Genomic DNA, 17,823 nt, shown 5'->3' with positions numbered 1-17,823 from the left:
GTCAAGGGCTTCTTTCGTTTAAGTACTTCCGTATTTCCATGTATAAGACATTGCATATCCTCCGCCTATCGGTTATCGCAGCAGAGGACCGTCGGTGAGCCTGCTCCATCGGAAGCTGTTCCGAAACCGCCGCTAGCCTGCAACATTATTATTGGACAATCGTTTGTATTCCATAATTCCTTTTTTACTTCGATTTACTATTGTATTATTGTTATGTTAATTTAATGCATTATAAATCATACGCATGAAGATATCTTTTTGGAGCACAAAAGCACAAGTCAGTTTACTGATGGGATTGGCTTCTCCTTTTATTTTTCAACCCTCTCGAGTTGACGCTAAAGTAAGTACGATCAATTATTATAATACAATGGGTCGCGATCACGGAAACCGTATTATCACGATTCAGAAAATTAATCCGACAACAGTCGAGATTGTATACGATAATGGTCAACGTCTTACTTTAGATTTCTACGGTAATCATATTTTTAGGATGTTCCAGGATGTTCATGGCGGTATAATCCGTGAACCCGAAGCAAAAATATTGGTAGAGCAACCTCGGAAAACAGTCACTGGGCTTGAGGTAAAGGATGGAGGTAATAAGGTCAGCATCTCCACCAACGATATTCTTTTTTCAATGGATAAACAGACTTCACAGTTTAGTATCCTTAATCGTAAAACCAATAAGATTGTAGTTGAAAGCTTAAAGCCGGTCGTTTTTGAGGACAAACAAGTAAGCCTTGAATTAAAGGAAAATGCGGATGAGTACTTTTTTGGTGGTGGCGTTCAAAATGGACGTTTTTCACATAAGGGAAAAGTAATTGCTATCGAAAATCAGAACAGCTGGACCGATGGCGGTGTTGCCTCTCCAACCCCTTATTACTGGTCAACCAAAGGGTATGGTTTTATGTGGCATACTTTTAAGAAGGGAAGTTACGCCTTTGGAGCCAAAACCGCTGGCACAGTCAAATTGGCCCACGATACGGATTATCTGGATGTCTTTTTTATGGTTGGTGACGGTATTGTGCCTTTGCTCAACGATTTCTACCAATTGACGGGTAACCCAATTCTTCTACCAAAATTTGGTTTGTACGAAGGACATCTTAATGCTTATAACCGCGATTTTTGGAAAGAAGATGAAAAGGGAATTCTTTTTGAAGATGGCAAACGCTATAAAGAAAGCCAAAAGGACAATGGCGGAATCAAAGAATCGCTGAATGGCGAGAAAAACAATTATCAATTTTCGGCTCGCGCAGTCATAGACCGTTATAAAGCCCATGACATGCCTTTGGGTTGGATTCTTCCCAATGATGGTTACGGTGCTGGATATGGTCAAACGGCATCTTTAGATGGAAATATCCAAAACCTGAAAGAGTTCGGCGATTATGCACGTAAGAATGGTGTGGAAATCGGTTTATGGACACAGTCTGATCTCCATCCCAAAGACAGCATCAGTGCATTACTGCAACGTGATATAGTAAAAGAGGTACGGGATGCAGGTGTGAGAGTCCTAAAGACGGATGTGGCCTGGGTGGGCCCAGGATACTCCTTTGGTCTCAACGGGGTAGCTGATGTAGGGCATACCATGCCTTACTATGGCAACGACGCTCGTCCATTTATTATTTCATTGGATGGTTGGGCAGGTACGCAGCGCTATGCGGGTATCTGGTCGGGTGACCAAACTGGAGGTGTATGGGAGTATATTCGATTCCACATACCAACATATATAGGCTCGGGACTTTCGGGCCAGCCCAACATTACCTCTGACATGGACGGGATCTTTGGTGGTAAAAACTTCAAGGTCAATATCCGTGATTTTCAATGGAAGACTTGGACACCCATGGAACTCAATATGGATGGCTGGGGCTCGAACGAGAAATACCCTCATGCTTTGGGCGAGCCAGCTACTTCGATCAATCGTCTGTATCTGAAATTGAAATCTCAATTGGTTCCCTACAGCTATAGTGTGGCAAAACAAGCGGTAGATGGTCTGCCCATCATTCGCGCGATGTTTTTAGAGCAAGCAAATGCTTATACACTTGGAAAGGCAACGCAATACCAGTACCTCTATGGTCCAAATTTCCTGGTGGCACCGATTTATCAGGAAACACGTGTGGATGAGAAGGGAAATGATATACGCAATGGTATCTACCTGCCGGATGGTGAATGGATTGATTATTTTACGGGTGAAAAATACCAGGGTGGCCGTATCATCAATAACTTTAATGTGCCTATTTGGAAGCTGCCTGTTTTTGTGAAAAATGGAGCTATTATTCCGGTAACCAACCCGAATAATAATGTGCTGGAAATCAAAAAGGATCAACGTATTTATGAGGTGTATCCTTATGGGAATTCCAATTTCCTGGAATATGATGATGATGGAAAAACCGAGGCTTATCGGTATGGTAAGGGAGTAACTACATCCCTAACTTCGCAGTTAAACAATAATAAAGTTGTTTTTACGATTGCTCCAACACAGGGCGAATTTGACGGATTTGAAAAAATGAAGTCTACCGAAATTCGTTTCAACGTTACCAAAGCACCTAAGAAATTGACCGTAAAGGTCAATGGAAAAAATAATAAACTTAAAGAAGTGAACAGCTTAGATGCGTTCAATACTTCTGAAAATGTATATTTCTACGACGCACAACCAAACCTGAATCAGTTTGCAACCAAGGGATCTGAATTTGAAAAAGTACCTTTGGTGAAAAATCCGAAGTTGCTGGTACGACTAGCGAAACAGGATGTCTCATCGACTGCAATAGAAGTACAATTGGAGGGTTTCGAATATGCTCCTGTTGACAACTATCTGGCTCAGACCGGTGCTTTGACTTCGCCCAAAGCTGTTATCACAGATCAACATACACAAGCATATACCTTAACCCCAACCTGGGAAAAGGTTGCAAATGCTGATTATTATGAAATTGAATTCAATAATCTGATCTATTCGACCATCAAAGACAGTCAGTTGCTATTCGAAGGATTGGCCGCGGAAACTGATTACCAGTTTAAAATTAGAGCTGTCAATAAATCTGGTGTTTCAGATTGGAGTACATTTGCCGCAAAAACAAAGGCAAATCCATTGGAATTTGCCATCGAAGGAATCAAAGCAGAGACTTCTGTGGATAACCAAGGCGGAAATGGTATCAATAAATTGTTCAATTATGATGAGGGGGATATGTGGCATACAAAATGGGGACATACTGCGGTTCCGTTTGATATGATCTTAGATCTAAAATCCGTTAATCAATTGGATAAGTTTGTGTATCTTCCAAGAACCGATGGCGGAAATGGCATCATTTTAAAAGGAAAAGTATTCTATAGCAATGATAAGGACACCTGGACGGAAGCTGGTGGTTTTGACTGGAAACGTGATGGCGAAATGAAACGTTTTGATTTTGGAACCCATCCGGTGGCTCGATTTATCAAAATTTCAGTTTCTGAAGCTGTGGGAGGTTTTGGTTCAGGAAGAGAATTATATGTGTTTAAAGTGCCAGGTTCGTCAAGCTACTTACCGGGCGATATTAATAATGACCGATTGATCGATCATAATGACTTGACTTCCTATATTAACTACACGGGATTGCGACTGGGAGATGGAGATTTCGAAGGTTATGTCAGCAATGGTGATGTCAATAAAAATAATCTGATTGACGCTTATGATATTTCCAATGTTGCTGTTGTCATAGAAGGCGGTGCAAAACCAAATAAAGAAGAAAAGGTCAGTGGTAAATTAAAACTGATTCCTTCAAAAACGACCTTAAAATCGGGTGATATTGTGGAGATCAGTGTTAGTGGAGAGAATCTTAAAGCTGTCAATGCACTTAGTTTTGCTCTTCCTTACAATCAGGGTGATTTTGAATATGTCGGTATTGAGTCCGTACATTTAAAGGAGATGAACAATTATAGCAACGATCGTCTTCACACCAATGGAAGTAAGGCTCTGTATGCTACTTTTGTTAATCTGGGCAACAAGGAGACTTTGAATGGATCTGAAGTTTTATTTAAGATCAAATTGAAAGCAAAACGTAATGTCAATTTCAATCTGAAAGCAATAGATGGTATCTTCGTTGATAAAAAGCTGAATTCCGTTACTTTCTAAAATAAATAGCCTTAACAAAAAAGGGAGCCTCATAGGCTCCCTTTTTTTGTTAAATGATGTCTAAATAATGCACCTAATTAGTCCAATATCATACTAAGATCCATCAGCAGGATTTCAGTATCTGCTGAGGTTACTTTGAGGTTAATTTCAGCGACATCCCATATTCCAAAGCCATCTCTGCTTTCTAATTCTTTTCCTTCGACAGTAACACTACCTTTTATTACAAAAACATATACACCATTTCCTGCCTTTTTGATTCGGTATTTTGTTTGGACGTCCTTGTCAAAATGCCCCATGGAAAACCAGGCATCCTGATGGATCCATACACCCTCGTCTTCTCGATTTGGAGAAAGAATTTGCTGGAATTTATTCTGTCTTTGAGTTATATCCAATGTAATTTGATCGTATCGGGGGCTCACATTCCGTTGATTAGGGTACACCCAAATTTGAAGAAACTTGACTACCTGATCGGTGTTTTTATTATATTCACTGTGTATGATGCCTGTTCCGGCGCTCATGACCTGAATATCTCCTTTCCGGATAATGGCTTTGTTACCCATGCTGTCTTCGTGTTGCAAATCACCTTCCAAAGGAATACTGATGATTTCCATATTATCGTGCGGGTGTTTGCCAAAACCTCTTCCTTCAGCCACTATATCATCATTTAGCACCCGTAATACACCAAAGTGCATACGTTCGGGGTCGTGATAATTGGCGAAGCTAAACGTATGATTGCTATCTAACCAACCATGATTTGCATGACCGCGTGTAGCCGCCTTGTGGAGGACACTATGGTTTTCCAATTTGTCTGAATTATAGTTTACAGCTTCGGCATCCAGCGTTTCAAGCGGCTCTATCTCGTCAATATCATTCTTCAAGATATCAGCTGAAGACACTGTTGATGCAAATATCCCGGAACCCAAAAGTCCCTTTTTTATAAAGTTCTGTCTGTTCATGATCTTATTATTTAGTATCCAAAATTAGCCTATTGGCCGTCGATTTCTATTGATCTAGTTCAATAAAGAAAGAGTTTTAACGGTTTTCGGTTGTTTTTCTAGGACGCTATTGCTATATCCTGTGCTTTATTAAACGGAGAGTAAGTCTGGAAAAAGACTATAGACTTCATTTTTTAGAAGTCCACTTCCACCGCCATAATGTTTGATCAGACCAATCGGATAAGTGAGCCGCGTAAGGTGATCTGTTATTTCATGCTCTTCCTGAGGCGAGAGTCCCGAACTCAATAATAAAACATCTACAGGGACGTCAATAAGCTGTTTTTTACAGGCATCCAAATCGTATTGTATCGATGCATTCCAGTTGGGCGTGTTTTCAATGATTCTCTTGAGCGTGAGGAGAATTTCTTCATTTTTACCAAATATGAGAAAGGTTAAGATTTTCATGATGTTCTTTTTTAAGGATTTGTCCTGATGAGTGTATTGACAATGGCATTACCCTTTAAAATTTTTGAAATGGGACATTCTTCGGCAATTTGTTGCAGGCGTTCTCGGGTATCCTCTGCTAAGATTTGTCCAAAAGCTATCTCGCGATCAAAATATGTAACCACCTGTCCTTTTTCAATTTTGAGGTACATATTTGAACTGACTGAAATTTCTGGAATATCAAGCCCTTTTTTATCGATGTACATGCGTAAAGTAGCTAAGGTACAAGATACAAGCGATGAGATAAGAAGGGTGTAGGGGTCAGGCCCAAGATCTCTGCCGCCAAGTTTTTCAGGTTCATCCGTAATAAATTCACCATTCCTCCAGTGGATGCTGGTCTTATATTTCTGCTCGGCAATATGACCGATGACAGGGTTTTCCAATATATATTTCATACGGATAATTCTTTTGTTTGTAATACAACAAAAATAAGCCTGAATTGATTCATTTTCATTGATGTAGTTCAATAAATATAGTCATATTGTCTCCTGATATTTTTTTATTGGCTGATAAGATTGATGGATTTCCGCTGATGAATGCACCCTATCGTTACAGAAAAAATAAAGATTGGAGTAAGTTGAATCACATAAATTTTCTTACTTTTAACAATCAAATTCGCTCAATTTTTTAAAGGATTTTAATTTAATATTTCGGTTATGATGAAGAGATTTTTACTTGTCGGACTTTTTGCTGGTATAACCCATTTTATGGCTTTCTCGCAATCGCACGAACTACGTGTGGGTGTCACCTCCGGTGTGTCCAATTTTACGGGATCGGGAACCGAAGCAAAGAGTACGTTGAATGGATCTACACAACAGGACTATTATACCAATAATCCTTATGGAAAAAAATATGGAATCAATATTGGTGGCGCTTTAAACTACCGTTATGTTTTTGCCAACAACCTAATATCAGGTTTGGAAGGCGCCTATGAACGATTGCAGACAAAGATTGATTTGGAAGGCAATGAGTTTATGAATGGAAGCCGTGGTCAGACCCGTCTCAATCAACAATTTATCAATTTTAATCCTTTTGTTGGCTATCGTGTCTTTTTTGAACCGATGACAATGGATATACAGCTGGGTATGGATATTGCCAAAACGCTGAGCATCAAAGAAAATGGTAGCATTGAAGATAAACAGGGGAATAAAACAAGTTTTGATCGTGATAGAGGCAAGGTTATCGATTTGGATCTACGCCCGCGTTTACAGTTTAATGTAAATTATGACCGTTATACCATGTTTGCCGGTTATTCATGGGGCCTAAAAGACTACCGTAGTGGAATGTTGGGCGGTGATCCTGGTGTGGCGCGATTAAATGTATTCCGTTTAGGCCTGCAGTATCAGCTATTAACCCCGATCTTCAAAAATGACTAAAGGCAGGTTAGAAGCATTCAGTGATGGCGTTTTGGCCATCATTATAACGATTATGGTACTTGAATTATAAGTACCTGAAGGATTTACTTTTGCTAGCCTTAAACCATTATATCCTAAAGTTATCTCCTATATCGTTAGTTTTGTTTACGTTGGACTGTACTGGTATAATCACCATCATCTCTTTCAAATTGTTCGAAAAGTTCTCGAAGAATTAATAAATAAAAAACATCAGGCGCTGAAAAAAATAGTTGTTTGCTATGGCCAAGAACTGTATAGGTTAGCTTTTTGTATCGTGAAAAATCAGTTTGCGCCCTTTATACATATAAAAAATAATAGACTATATATGAAAAAATTACTGCTGTCTTTGATGCTCTGTTATGCTACAATTGCTGGAGCGCAGACCGATCGTGTAAACGTCTTCTTGGGATCTTCCGGCGACCACGGCCAGCTTTCACCAGCGGCTTCTTCTCCTTTCCATCAATTGAGCATTGTGCCCTATACTAATCCGGGGACGCATACGGGCTATGAGCATCTTGCCAAGGAAATTAAAGGCTTTACACACAATCGCCTCGAGGGAGTAGGTTGTATGGGCAGTGGTGGACTGATCCTTATTAGACCATTTATAAAAAATGATACAAAGCCGCTGAATAAAATTGACGAGCACGCCCAACCTGGGTATTATGCTTTAAAAACCGCAGAGGGTATTCAAGTTGAAGTGGCTGTGAATAATGATTTTGGTCGTGAACAATATACTTTTCCCGTGGGTAGGAAAGGTTTTTTTATTGATTTGGGGCATGCTTTCAATGGCGCTTTTGTTGACAATGAATTTACACAGGAGGGTAATCTGCTATTCGGTAAAGTACGTGCGAAAACGACCTGCCATGTGGGAACATATACCATTTATTATGCGCTGGAAATTCCTACAGCGAGCGAATGGCGAAAGGAGGGGAACAAGATCTGGGTAGACCTGAAGGAGGAAAGCCTTATAGCAGACGTCAATATTGCATTTTCGGCTGTGGATCAACAGGACGCAAAAAAGACACTTGCAGAATATGATAAGCTAGATTTTTCAACGGTAAAAAAACGTGCAGCTGATCGTTGGAAAACTGCCCTGTCGGTACTGCAGGTAAAGGGCGATTCGGATAAGGTAGATTTATTCTATTCCTTGCTCTATCGCAGTTTACAATCTCCTTATGTTATCAGCGATGAGCAGGGAAATTTTAGGGGAACAGACGGGAAAATACATCGTTCCAAAGAAATACGTTATCATGGATGGGCAATTTGGGACAATTATAAAACACAGCTACCGCTTTTGGAGCTGATAGATACTGAAATGTATCAGGGCGTTGTCTCCTCGATTGCAGACCTGTACCGTTATGGGAAATTTGACTTTGCAGGAGCTCATGAACCAGCAAATTCGGTCCGGACAGAACATGCCGCTGTCGTTCTTTTGGATGCGGTCAAGAAAGGATATCGGGTCGATATTGATGGAATAAAAGATTCGTTAATACATGATACCCTGCGCTATGATTTTAAGAAACCGGACAAGTACCTTGAAGCATGTTATGATATGTGGGCAATGTCCAAGCTTTTTCCGCAGAACAGCAAAATCTATCTGGAGCGAGCAAAATCATATCAGGCAATTTGGAATAAAGATTTCAAAGATCTGACCAAACGAGATGTCGACCGTATGTCGGCACGGGATATGTATCAGGGAACAATTAGGCAATATCGTTGGAATGTACCTTTTGATGTTATGGGATTAAGAAAGCTAGCAGGTGGTGAAGAAAATTTTACACAGCAACTGGATGAGTTTTATGACGGTTATTATTTCAATAGGGCGAATGAACCGGATATGCAATCGCTGACCTTATATAATGCGAGTAAAACCCCTTGGCGCTATCAGGAGTGGATACATCGAATTGCATTGGACACCATCATACAATATTACTTTAATGACAACAGCCGTGGAATCGGAGCACATATCGACCGGATCTATAAAAATGAGCCTAAAGCCTTTGTAAGAACCATGGACGACGATGCTGGTGCTATGTCGAGCTGGTGGGTGCTATCTGCGATCGGATTGCAACAACCTTTGGTCGGGGAACCTGTTTTTTATATCAGCGTGCCATTTTTTGATCAAATCAGATTGGAAAATAAAGAGAATCCACTGACCATTGAGGTGCCGAATCGAAGCGACAAAACGCGTTATATCAAATCGATTAAGTTGAATGGAAGGGATTTGAAGAGGTTATGGATCACACATGAAGAGCTTAGAAAGGGAGGGACGCTGCAGATTGAATCGTCGGAAATACCAACCGATTATGGAAGGGATGATCCTTGGATAAGTCACATGGACAACAATTAAACATGATCTGATCAGAGATTGTAGACTAAATTGGCGTTTTTTACTACTTGGAGATTTAAATATACTGACCATACAGATTTGAAAATCGATGACCAGTTAATTTGCTCCAGAATAGAATAACCTCATGCTAAAATAATGCAGTTACAAAATTTGCGATAAAAACTACGAAACTTAGTGGCTGTTTTTATCAAAGTGTGGTTGTATAGATATAATCTGGAAATGAACTTATTTTATTATTCAGATGTGTCTTCAATAACATATTTATTATTCCCTAAATATGTTGTTGAAGACTATTTCTAGAATGCAATTCGTAACCAAAACTACTCGGTCTGTAACCCTAAAATAGACAAAATTAATTATTTTCTTTTTTTATTTTTCTTGGTAAGGTGTTACTTTTTTTACCGTATCTAATAGTAAACTAAAGTATAAAAGAAAAATGAAACACTCAATTTGGATTTTTTTGTTAGCACTGCCATTTGCTCAGTGTAAAAAAATAACAACTGAGGTGGCTATTCCTACTACGGAAGAAACTTCAGCAAATGGTTCGATATCTACGGTTGAAGAAATGGAGGATTTTTTAAATGCCTTATCTTTAGGTGAGGATTTATCGAGGTTTAAAGATGATATTGGAGAAGTGTCACTGGCTAATAACATCGATATGCAAGATATAGATTGGGATAGTCTGAAGGCTTCGGTCTCTTCAGATGTGACTCAAGCAAATAAAGAGGTTGAATATCGTTTAAGTGGGGGGCTGAATTTAGTCTTTAACGAAAATGGGCATCGACTTGAACATATAGATCGTGTGATTGATTTAGATCAAGGCGGTATTTCTTTCGGTTTGTTTGACGGAATTGATACATCTGGGGTCATTAAAAATCTGACGATGACAGGTGATATTATAGTTAATGGACAAAGTAAACAGGGTATTGCTATTGGTGCGTTTGGTGGATATGTTAAAGGTCGAATTGTAGATTGTACGAATTTAGTTAACATTTCATTTGCAGGTTCAGATCATGCTAATGTTTCGATGCGAATTGGAGGGATGGTTGGTGTGCTTGATGGCGGAAGTATTGGTCGTTTTGGTGAAGATTACTCCTGCATTAATAAAGGAGATGTAATCGTATCTGTTGAAAACAATTTGGCGACAGGCGTAAACAGTGGAATTCACTCTGGAGGAATTGTGGGATTTGTGCAAGGAACTGAAGCAATTATCTCGAATGCACAAAATTCGGGAACAATAAAAGTAGGGACGGGGCGTAGTGGAGGAATTGTAGGCTCTTTAAACGGAGGCAAAGTGGTTCAATGTATGAACGATGGTAAACTAATAGATGATTGGGAAAATAAGTTTCAAAACCGTGCGGATAGATATAATATAAAACGTATGGGAGGGATTGTTGGTGGTTCGGGAGCCAATACTTTGGTACAGACCTGCACAAACATGGGTTCCGTATTTTCAGTTAATGGCAGTCGTGTGGGGGGATTTGTGGGGCACAATGGGGGGTATGTAGATGATTGTACAAACGGTGGTATCATCCTTTCAGATGCTCGTGCTATAAGTTCTGCAAAACATGGTCCAGGGTGGGCTTGCGGATATTCCGGAACGAGTTCGTCTGATACATTCGTTAAAAATTGCCACATTGGTGGGAGGGTGGATAATTACAGTTTGTTTAGTCAAATTCCAGAGCAGGCTGCTGTAGCAACCTATAAAAATGCAGTGTGTCATGGTGCTTTCGATCCTATGTTGAATTATCTCAACAATAGGGATAATGATTATTACGCATGGGAAACGATTGACAGTATTCAATTAGCGCCTGGAGTATCATATCGAAAATATTCATTTATAAATTTTGGACAACATATTTATGCTGTTGAGATTGATTTGGACAATCCAAATGTAGTTTTTGAAACAGCAATGGCAAACGAAATATGTCCCAACCCCAATGCTAATCAGAATGCAAATAATGGAAAAAACCGACGTGAAACTCTATCTGAAACTATTACTCGCAGACGGGCGCAAGGACGGAACATTGTAGCGGGAATAAATACAGGCTTTTTTAATTCGCATGACGGGTTTCCAAGGGGAGTACATATTGAAGAAGGGGAACCTGTTTTTATTAATAACCCGGATGTACGTAGACGTTTGGTTAACCATCGTCCCGGTTTTACATTCTTTACTGATCGTACGATAAGTTTTGGAGAGCGGGAGTTTAAAGGTAATGTGCGGATAGGGGCTGAGGAGTTCGAATTCTATTCTGTAAATGATACTATCGTTCGGTTAAATGGTAAAGTAAACTATGACGCCAATATATATACTAACCGTTTTGTAAAACAACCTTATGCTGGATTATCTAATCCAATTGGAGAGCGGGCTTTATTTTTAGTCTGTAGAAATCAAGCTGAGGGCTTGCAAGTAAATGTAGGTTACCAGACTGCGGAAGTTGTGCAAATAATAGATGGTCGAAATGCAGCGATTACAGTCCCATTTGTAGGTTCAAAGAAAGATTGGGTATTGCAAGTTACTGGGAGTAAGGCTGAGCGAATGCGTAGTTTACTTCAAGTAGGCAGTTTGATTGATGTGAAAAATACTTTGCTTATAGGCTCCGTTAGTAAGGAAATCAAAGTACACAATGCCAGTATGTTTCATTATGTTCAAAATGGTAATTATGTCGCTCCAAGCAGTGAAGCCGACGCATTGACTATCAACCCGACCACTAATATTGGAGTAAAAGAAAGTGGTAAAAAGATCATATTATTTTGTGTGGATGGTCGATCAGTAAACGATAGGGGTTTGGATTTTTATGAGGCCTATCGGGTTGCTGCAAAACTCCAGCTTAAAGATGTAATTAGATTTGATGGTGGTGGATCTACAACGATGTGGGCGAAGAGCATTGGAGAAGGTCGAGTTGTTAACCAAGTTTCGGATGCAAATGGTGAACGAAGTTGTATGAACTATTTACATATAAGAGTGAAATAAAGCGAGTTGTAAAAAGAAGGTTTTCTAATTATGGATAACCTTCTTTTTTTTATAACTAATTGTTTTGCAGATTGTTAACAAAAAATTAATTTTAGATTTTGTGCATTCTTCAGTAAATTTGTTTCAACTTAATCATATGTATGCTACTGACGATAGATATTGAAAAATTTAGACAAGGAGATCAAAAAATATTTGAAAAAGTATATGATTGCTACCAGAAACCATTATTACATTTTGCACGTACATTTATTCATGTAGAAGCGGCTGAAGAGGTTGTCAGCGATGCTTTCTTTGGTTTATGGAAGCATCGTATTAAGATAGATAATGATCGTCACCTAAAATCATTTTTGTATGTGACCGTAAAAAACATGTGTATTGATGTGTTGAGAAATGTTAAGTCTCTAGCAACATTTCCTATAGAAGATTTCGATTTTGCAAATGAAAAGCCGGAAATATTGGTCAAAATACTTTATTCTGATCTGTTGATGCATTTAGAACAAAAGCTTCAAAAGCTTCCTAATGCACAGCAAAAGGTATTCCGAATGAGCATTTTGGAAGGGATGAGCACGGAGGAAATCATAAGAGAGACAAATATGTCCGCGGAATCAATTTTTGTCCAAAAATCAAAAGCTATTTCCTCACTGCGCAAATCATTTGTGTACAATCCTTTGATGCTAATTGTGCTACAATATCTTATAGATCATAGATAATTTAATTTTTTTGGTAAGGTTGTAAACCTGTTTACGTATTAGAAGTAAATAGATTAAAAAGGAAGTGAAAGATTTAGCGGATTTACTAGAGAAAAAAGCAACAGGAGAATTAACCCCCGCTGGAGAGAAGGCACTTCAGGATTGGGCGAATAAAGATCCTTTATTCAAAAGTCTGATTGAACGTATAGATAACGAAGAACTATTTCTAAAAGACCTTAAAGAATTCCAGGATATCTCCACAAAACCTTTGTCAGAAGATCATCGTTTGTGGGATGCTATCCGTAGGGATGACAACACTAGAAAAAATAGATTCCGTTACAGTTGGATTGCTGTGGTCGCAGCAATTTTGGTTTGCTTTATCTACTTTTCTCCATATTTTTTGGTTTTTAGAGACAAGCAAATTTTTCAGACAGCACCTTTAGCCGATACTCGCAAAGATATTCTCCCCGGCAGAGACATCGCTTTTATCACGCTATCTAATGGAAATAGACTTACATTGGATGACATGGCTGTAGGAGCGGAGGTTACAGCAAATGATTTGCATATCCGAAAGGATCAAGATGGTTCATTAATTTGTGAAACACAAGAAAATGGAGGAGACCAGCGTGGCATGCTATTAAATCATGTTATAGAAACACCGCTTTCGGGTCAATATAAAATAACATTGACAGATGGTACACGAGTATGGTTAAATGCAGGATCACGGCTCTCGTTTCCATCACGCTTTAAAGGGGACGAACGATCGGTAATTTTAGAAGGTGAGGCTTTCTTTGACGTTAGAAGAATGCCTGAAAAACCATTTAAAATAGCGGTTAAACAACAGTTGGTTACAGTGCTAGGTACATCTTTTAATATCAATGCATATCCTAATGAGCCAAATGTGAAAACCACTCTTGTTGAAGGTAGTCTAAAGGTTGCTGCCGGAAACCAATCAAAAATTATAAAACCTGGACAGCAACTATTGGTATCGAATGGACTTCAGATGTCTGTTCATTCTACCATTGTGGAGGATGAAATTGCCTGGAAATTGGGTTATTTTAGTTTTAGATCAGATAACTCCATGGTTGTGCTAAGGCAATTGGAACGTTGGTATAACATTCATATTGTTATGAGTGAGGCTGTAAAAAAAGAGTTGAAATTGATAGGTAAAATAGATCGTAAAGCATCATTGGACCAAGTTATACGGATGTTTCGGACAAGTAATATTGATTGCAAGCTACAAGGGCATACCTTGATACTCGATATTTAACCACTAAAAATTTTCTCAACAATAATGAATATCCCCAAAGAGTAGTTGGCAGGATATGGGGACGCCCATGTCATATCCACGACTTTACTATATTTTTTATATGACAACATTGTAAAATGAATATTAAATCATTTCTTTCTACCTGCTGTTTGCTGCTTGGAGTCGCGGCAGTAAATGGTCAACAAATTACCTATAAAGCTCAAAATGTTGCTTTAGATCGGGTACTATTGGAAATAGAAAAGCAGAGTAACTGCTTCTTTCTATATCAACAAAAAGATGTTCAGAACAAGAGTTTAAAAGTTATAAATTGGGAAAAAGTCTCACTAAGGCATGCCTTAGATAGTATAGCTTACACACAAAACATGCAATACAGTATCGAAGGCAAAACAATTGTGTTTTCCATCGATACAAAGAAGAAGAAAAATGATTTCAACGGGTTAAAAGTGGAAGGATTGATTGTAGATCATAAGCAAGAACCATTAATAGGAGCAACTATACGTGTCAAAAACAAAGAAGATATCACGGTGGCTGACGAGTATGGCCGATTTGAATTCTTGTCGTTACATCAAAATGATATTTTAATTATTTCTTCTACGGGCTATGAAGAAAAGGAAGTTAATATAGGTAGCAATAATAGGCTACGGGTTGTACTAAATCAAAAAATAACGGCTTTAGAGCAAGTTATTGTTCAAGTAGGTTATGGACAGCAAAAAGCGAAAAACCTAACGGGAGCAGTGTCTGTCGTCCAAGCAAAGGATATTGAAAATAGGATCGTTTCGGGAACAGCACAAGCTCTACAGGGAATGGATCCTGCATTAAATATTACGTTTGGCACGGGGGCAATGGATGGTGGCTATGGAATCAATGTCAGAGGTACACCTTCAATCAATGGCGGTACGCCTCTGGTTTTAGCAGATGGTATTGAGGTCAGCCTAAGTCAGATCAACCCAAATGATATTGAGAGTGTGTCGATTTTGAAAGACGCATCTTCAGCCGCGATTTATGGCGCCAAAGCTTCTTCTGGTGTTATTTTGATAACAACTAAACAAGGGCGCGATCGAGGTGGTAATGGAGTAATTACATATAGTGGGCGCAAAGGTTTTTTACAAAATACGACATCGACAGACTTTATCAATACGGGCTATGATCATGTATCCATTGTGAATAAATTTTATAACATCTATCAGGGGACAGATATGGCAATCTATACAGAAGATGAAATGAAAATGCTGGAAGAACGAAAAAATGATAAGGTTGAGAATCCGGACCGACCATGGACCTATGTGCGAGATGACGGAAAGTATGCTTATTACGGCAATACCGACTGGTATAACCATTTCTATCGAAAAACCAGGCCAATGCAAGAGCATAATCTGACAGCTAATGGGGGGAATGAAAAGATCAAATATCATGTAAGCGGTAGACTATGGTCGCAAGATGGAATTTTTAATATTTACGAGGACCGCTTTCAAAGTTACTCGATGTTTTCAAAACTTGATGCACAAATCAAACCGTGGCTGAAGTATACTGGAACATTGAATTTCACTTCGTCCAATTATAAGTATGCAGGATATTATGATGAACAATTTACCATCAGAGCTTTACAAAGCAATATTTTATCTTCATTTGTACCTTTGAATCCGGATGGCTCCATTATGCAGTATCCCAATCAATTGAATGCTAATTCGCCGATAGGAGCTGGACATGGTGGCTTTTTAACAGCAAATAAAGCACGGAACTCCCGGGGTAACACGTATACAGTGTTGTCGAATAGGCTGGATGCTGAAATCACCAAGGGGTTGGTGTTGACTGCACATCATGCATATGGAAATAGGAAAAGATTGTATAAGTACCGCAATTTACCTTTTGATTATTCCCGTGAAGAAGGAGTATTGCTGAATTTTACGTCAGGAACAATTTCTAATTACTATCAAGAAAACCATTATCAGGTTCAGGATCACAACTTAAATGTGTATGCGACTTATGACCGCGATTGGGGGGCAAAGCATCATCTTACAGCGATGAGCGGTATTCAATATGAAAATTACCGGGAGACAAATCTCTCTGCACGGAAAAATGATCTTCTGAGCGAATCTCTAAGCTCTTTCTCTTTAGCTACAGGAGAGGCAACGGTCGGTCAAGCGATAGCTGCTTTTCGAACTTTAGGTATTTTTAGTCGTGCAAATTATAGTTACGCGGGAAAATATCTTTTGGAAATGACCGGTCGCTGGGATGCGACATCACGATTTGAACCCAATCAACGATGGGGATTTTTTCCATCGGTATCTGCTGGTTGGCTGATGAGCGACGAAAGTTTCTGGCAACCTTTGAAACAGATTTGGAATTCAAGTAAGTTACGAATTTCGTACGGTAGTTTGGGGAATCAGCAAGTTGGCAATTATGCTTACATCGAGGAGATTAAAACCTCTAATAGTATGAATTATACCTTTGATGGGACAACGAAGGCCAACTATGCGAATGTTTCGGATCCTATCTCATCGTCTTTAACTTGGGAGACTGTCAATACATCCAATCTTGGAGCCGACTTTTTGTTTTTGAATAGTAAGCTTTCATTTTCAGGTGATTATTTTATCCGAGATACAAAGAATATGCTGGCTCAATCGCTCACTCTACCTGCTGTCTATGGAGCGAATACCCCAAAAGGAAATGTTGCTGATTTAAGAACAAAAGGATGGGAACTTAAATTGAGCTGGCAAGACCAAATTAAACTGGATCATCCTTTACGATATCATGTAACGGCAACCTTGGGTGACTATAAAACAACCATTACTAAATATAATAATCCGGACAAACTGATTAGTGAGTATTACGTCGGAAGACAATTCGGTGAAATATGGGGCTATCGTGTAAAGGGATTGTTTGCAACTGATGAAGATGCTGCAGCCTATCAAGCGAGGCTGAATGATAAAGCAGTTAACAACAGAGTTTATACGAGTAAAAAGGAGAATTACCTCCGCGCTGGCGATGTGGAATTTATCGATCTTAATGGTGATGGCATTATCAATCAAGGCTCTGGGACAGTTGGAGATCCTGGAGATAAACAAATTATCGGCAGTACGCAACCGCGTTACAATTATTCGTTACGATTTGGTGCGGATTGGAACGGATTTGATGTGTCTATTTTCCTGCAGGGTGTCGGAAAGCGGAACTGGTATCCCACCGAATATGCCTATGATTTTTGGGGTCCATATTCCTTTCCTTCACTATCGTTTATTCACAGGGATTTTATGAATAATACGTGGTCTGAAGAAAATCCAGAAGGATATTTTCCCAAGCCGAGGGGGTATGCTTCTTATTCTTCAGGGGCATTAGGAGAAGTAAATGACCGTTATTTGCAGGACGTAGGCTATTTACGTCTAAAAAATCTCACAATAGGCTATACATTCAAATGGAAGGAAAAATCATCCACAAATATTCGGGTATACGCTTCAGGGGAAAATTTATATTATTGGTCCAAGTTGAAAAAATATAGTAAAACAGTAGATCCGGAATTGACGGTAACTTCTTCTACCTATGATGCAAACAGTGGTGTAGGCTATAATTTTTCGAAAACGATGATTTTCGGTTTGAATATCGTTTTCTAATTC

10 protein-coding genes and 1 pseudogene are annotated in these 17,823 nt (G+C 39.1%); 8 read left to right on the top strand and 3 right to left on the bottom strand.

What is annotated here, in order from left to right:
* Nucleotides 1-244: 244 nt before the first annotated feature.
* On the top strand, nucleotides 245-4,099 hold the full coding sequence (locus tag B2O97_RS23130) for a TIM-barrel domain-containing protein (protein WP_115047389.1): 3,855 nt from the start codon (nucleotides 245-247) through the stop codon (nucleotides 4,097-4,099).
* A 77-nt stretch (nucleotides 4,100-4,176) separates the two neighbouring features.
* On the opposite strand, the gene B2O97_RS23125 is transcribed toward B2O97_RS23130, so the two are convergent.
* The 3 genes from B2O97_RS23125 to B2O97_RS23115 form a co-directional block, all read right to left on the bottom strand.
* Nucleotides 4,177-5,055: a pirin family protein gene (locus B2O97_RS23125; protein ID WP_070563786.1), complete on the bottom strand. Its 879-nt coding sequence runs from the start codon at nucleotides 5,053-5,055 to the stop codon at nucleotides 4,177-4,179.
* Between the two features lie 129 nt (nucleotides 5,056-5,184).
* Nucleotides 5,185-5,499, bottom strand: a complete 315-nt coding sequence (locus B2O97_RS23120; protein WP_070563783.1) for a hypothetical protein — start codon at nucleotides 5,497-5,499, stop codon at nucleotides 5,185-5,187.
* Between the two features lie 11 nt (nucleotides 5,500-5,510).
* Complete coding sequence (locus B2O97_RS23115; protein WP_070563780.1) at nucleotides 5,511-5,933, bottom strand: OsmC family protein; 423 nt, start codon at nucleotides 5,931-5,933, stop codon at nucleotides 5,511-5,513.
* A 261-nt stretch (nucleotides 5,934-6,194) separates the two neighbouring features.
* Between B2O97_RS23115 and B2O97_RS23110 the strand changes: the two genes are divergently transcribed.
* The 7 genes and pseudogenes from B2O97_RS23110 (at nucleotide 6,195) to B2O97_RS23080 (ending at nucleotide 17,820) form a co-directional block, all read left to right on the top strand.
* A complete protein-coding gene (locus B2O97_RS23110) occupies nucleotides 6,195-6,914 on the top strand; it encodes an outer membrane beta-barrel protein (protein ID WP_139144934.1) in 720 nt (239 codons plus the stop codon).
* Nucleotides 6,907-7,119: pseudogene (locus B2O97_RS23105) on the top strand (TMEM175 family protein); the annotation flags it as partial. The gene B2O97_RS23110 and the pseudogene B2O97_RS23105, both read left to right, overlap by 8 nt.
* 138 nt (nucleotides 7,120-7,257) lie before the next feature.
* Nucleotides 7,258-9,282, top strand: a complete 2,025-nt coding sequence (locus B2O97_RS23100) for a glycoside hydrolase domain-containing protein (RefSeq protein ID WP_236590881.1) — start codon at nucleotides 7,258-7,260, stop codon at nucleotides 9,280-9,282.
* Between the two features lie 436 nt (nucleotides 9,283-9,718).
* A complete protein-coding gene (locus B2O97_RS23095) occupies nucleotides 9,719-12,256 on the top strand; it encodes a phosphodiester glycosidase family protein (protein ID WP_286768256.1) in 2,538 nt (845 codons plus the stop codon).
* 140 nt (nucleotides 12,257-12,396) lie between these two features.
* Nucleotides 12,397-12,966 (top strand): sigma-70 family RNA polymerase sigma factor, encoded by a 570-nt coding sequence (locus tag B2O97_RS23090; protein WP_115047393.1) that lies wholly within the window; start codon nucleotides 12,397-12,399, stop codon nucleotides 12,964-12,966.
* Between the two features lie 64 nt (nucleotides 12,967-13,030).
* Nucleotides 13,031-14,215 (top strand): FecR family protein, encoded by a 1,185-nt coding sequence (locus B2O97_RS23085; RefSeq protein WP_115047395.1) that lies wholly within the window; start codon nucleotides 13,031-13,033, stop codon nucleotides 14,213-14,215.
* 116 nt (nucleotides 14,216-14,331) lie between these two features.
* Nucleotides 14,332-17,820, top strand: coding sequence for a SusC/RagA family TonB-linked outer membrane protein (locus tag B2O97_RS23080; RefSeq protein WP_115047397.1), 3,489 nt, complete (start codon nucleotides 14,332-14,334; stop codon nucleotides 17,818-17,820).
* Nucleotides 17,821-17,823: the final 3 nt, after the last annotated feature.

It is taken from the genome of Sphingobacterium sp. UBA865 (assembly GCF_002295765.1).
Lineage (GTDB): Bacteria > Bacteroidota > Bacteroidia > Sphingobacteriales > Sphingobacteriaceae > Sphingobacterium > Sphingobacterium multivorum.
This window is presented reverse-complemented; position numbering and strand designations above follow the sequence as displayed.

Coding starts and splice junctions, on each gene's coding strand:
- B2O97_RS23130 (WP_115047389.1), top strand. CDS start 245: ATGAAGATATCTTTTTGGAGCACAAAAGCACAAGTCAGTTTACTGATG.
- B2O97_RS23125 (WP_070563786.1), bottom strand. CDS start 5,055: ATGAACAGACAGAACTTTATAAAAAAGGGACTTTTGGGTTCCGGGATA.
- B2O97_RS23110 (WP_139144934.1), top strand. CDS start 6,195: ATGATGAAGAGATTTTTACTTGTCGGACTTTTTGCTGGTATAACCCAT.
- B2O97_RS23080 (WP_115047397.1), top strand. CDS start 14,332: ATGAATATTAAATCATTTCTTTCTACCTGCTGTTTGCTGCTTGGAGTC.
- B2O97_RS23090 (WP_115047393.1), top strand. CDS start 12,397: ATGCTACTGACGATAGATATTGAAAAATTTAGACAAGGAGATCAAAAA.
- B2O97_RS23120 (WP_070563783.1), bottom strand. CDS start 5,499: ATGAAAATCTTAACCTTTCTCATATTTGGTAAAAATGAAGAAATTCTC.
- B2O97_RS23100 (WP_236590881.1), top strand. CDS start 7,258: ATGAAAAAATTACTGCTGTCTTTGATGCTCTGTTATGCTACAATTGCT.
- B2O97_RS23115 (WP_070563780.1), bottom strand. CDS start 5,933: ATGAAATATATATTGGAAAACCCTGTCATCGGTCATATTGCCGAGCAG.
- B2O97_RS23095 (WP_286768256.1), top strand. CDS start 9,719: ATGAAACACTCAATTTGGATTTTTTTGTTAGCACTGCCATTTGCTCAG.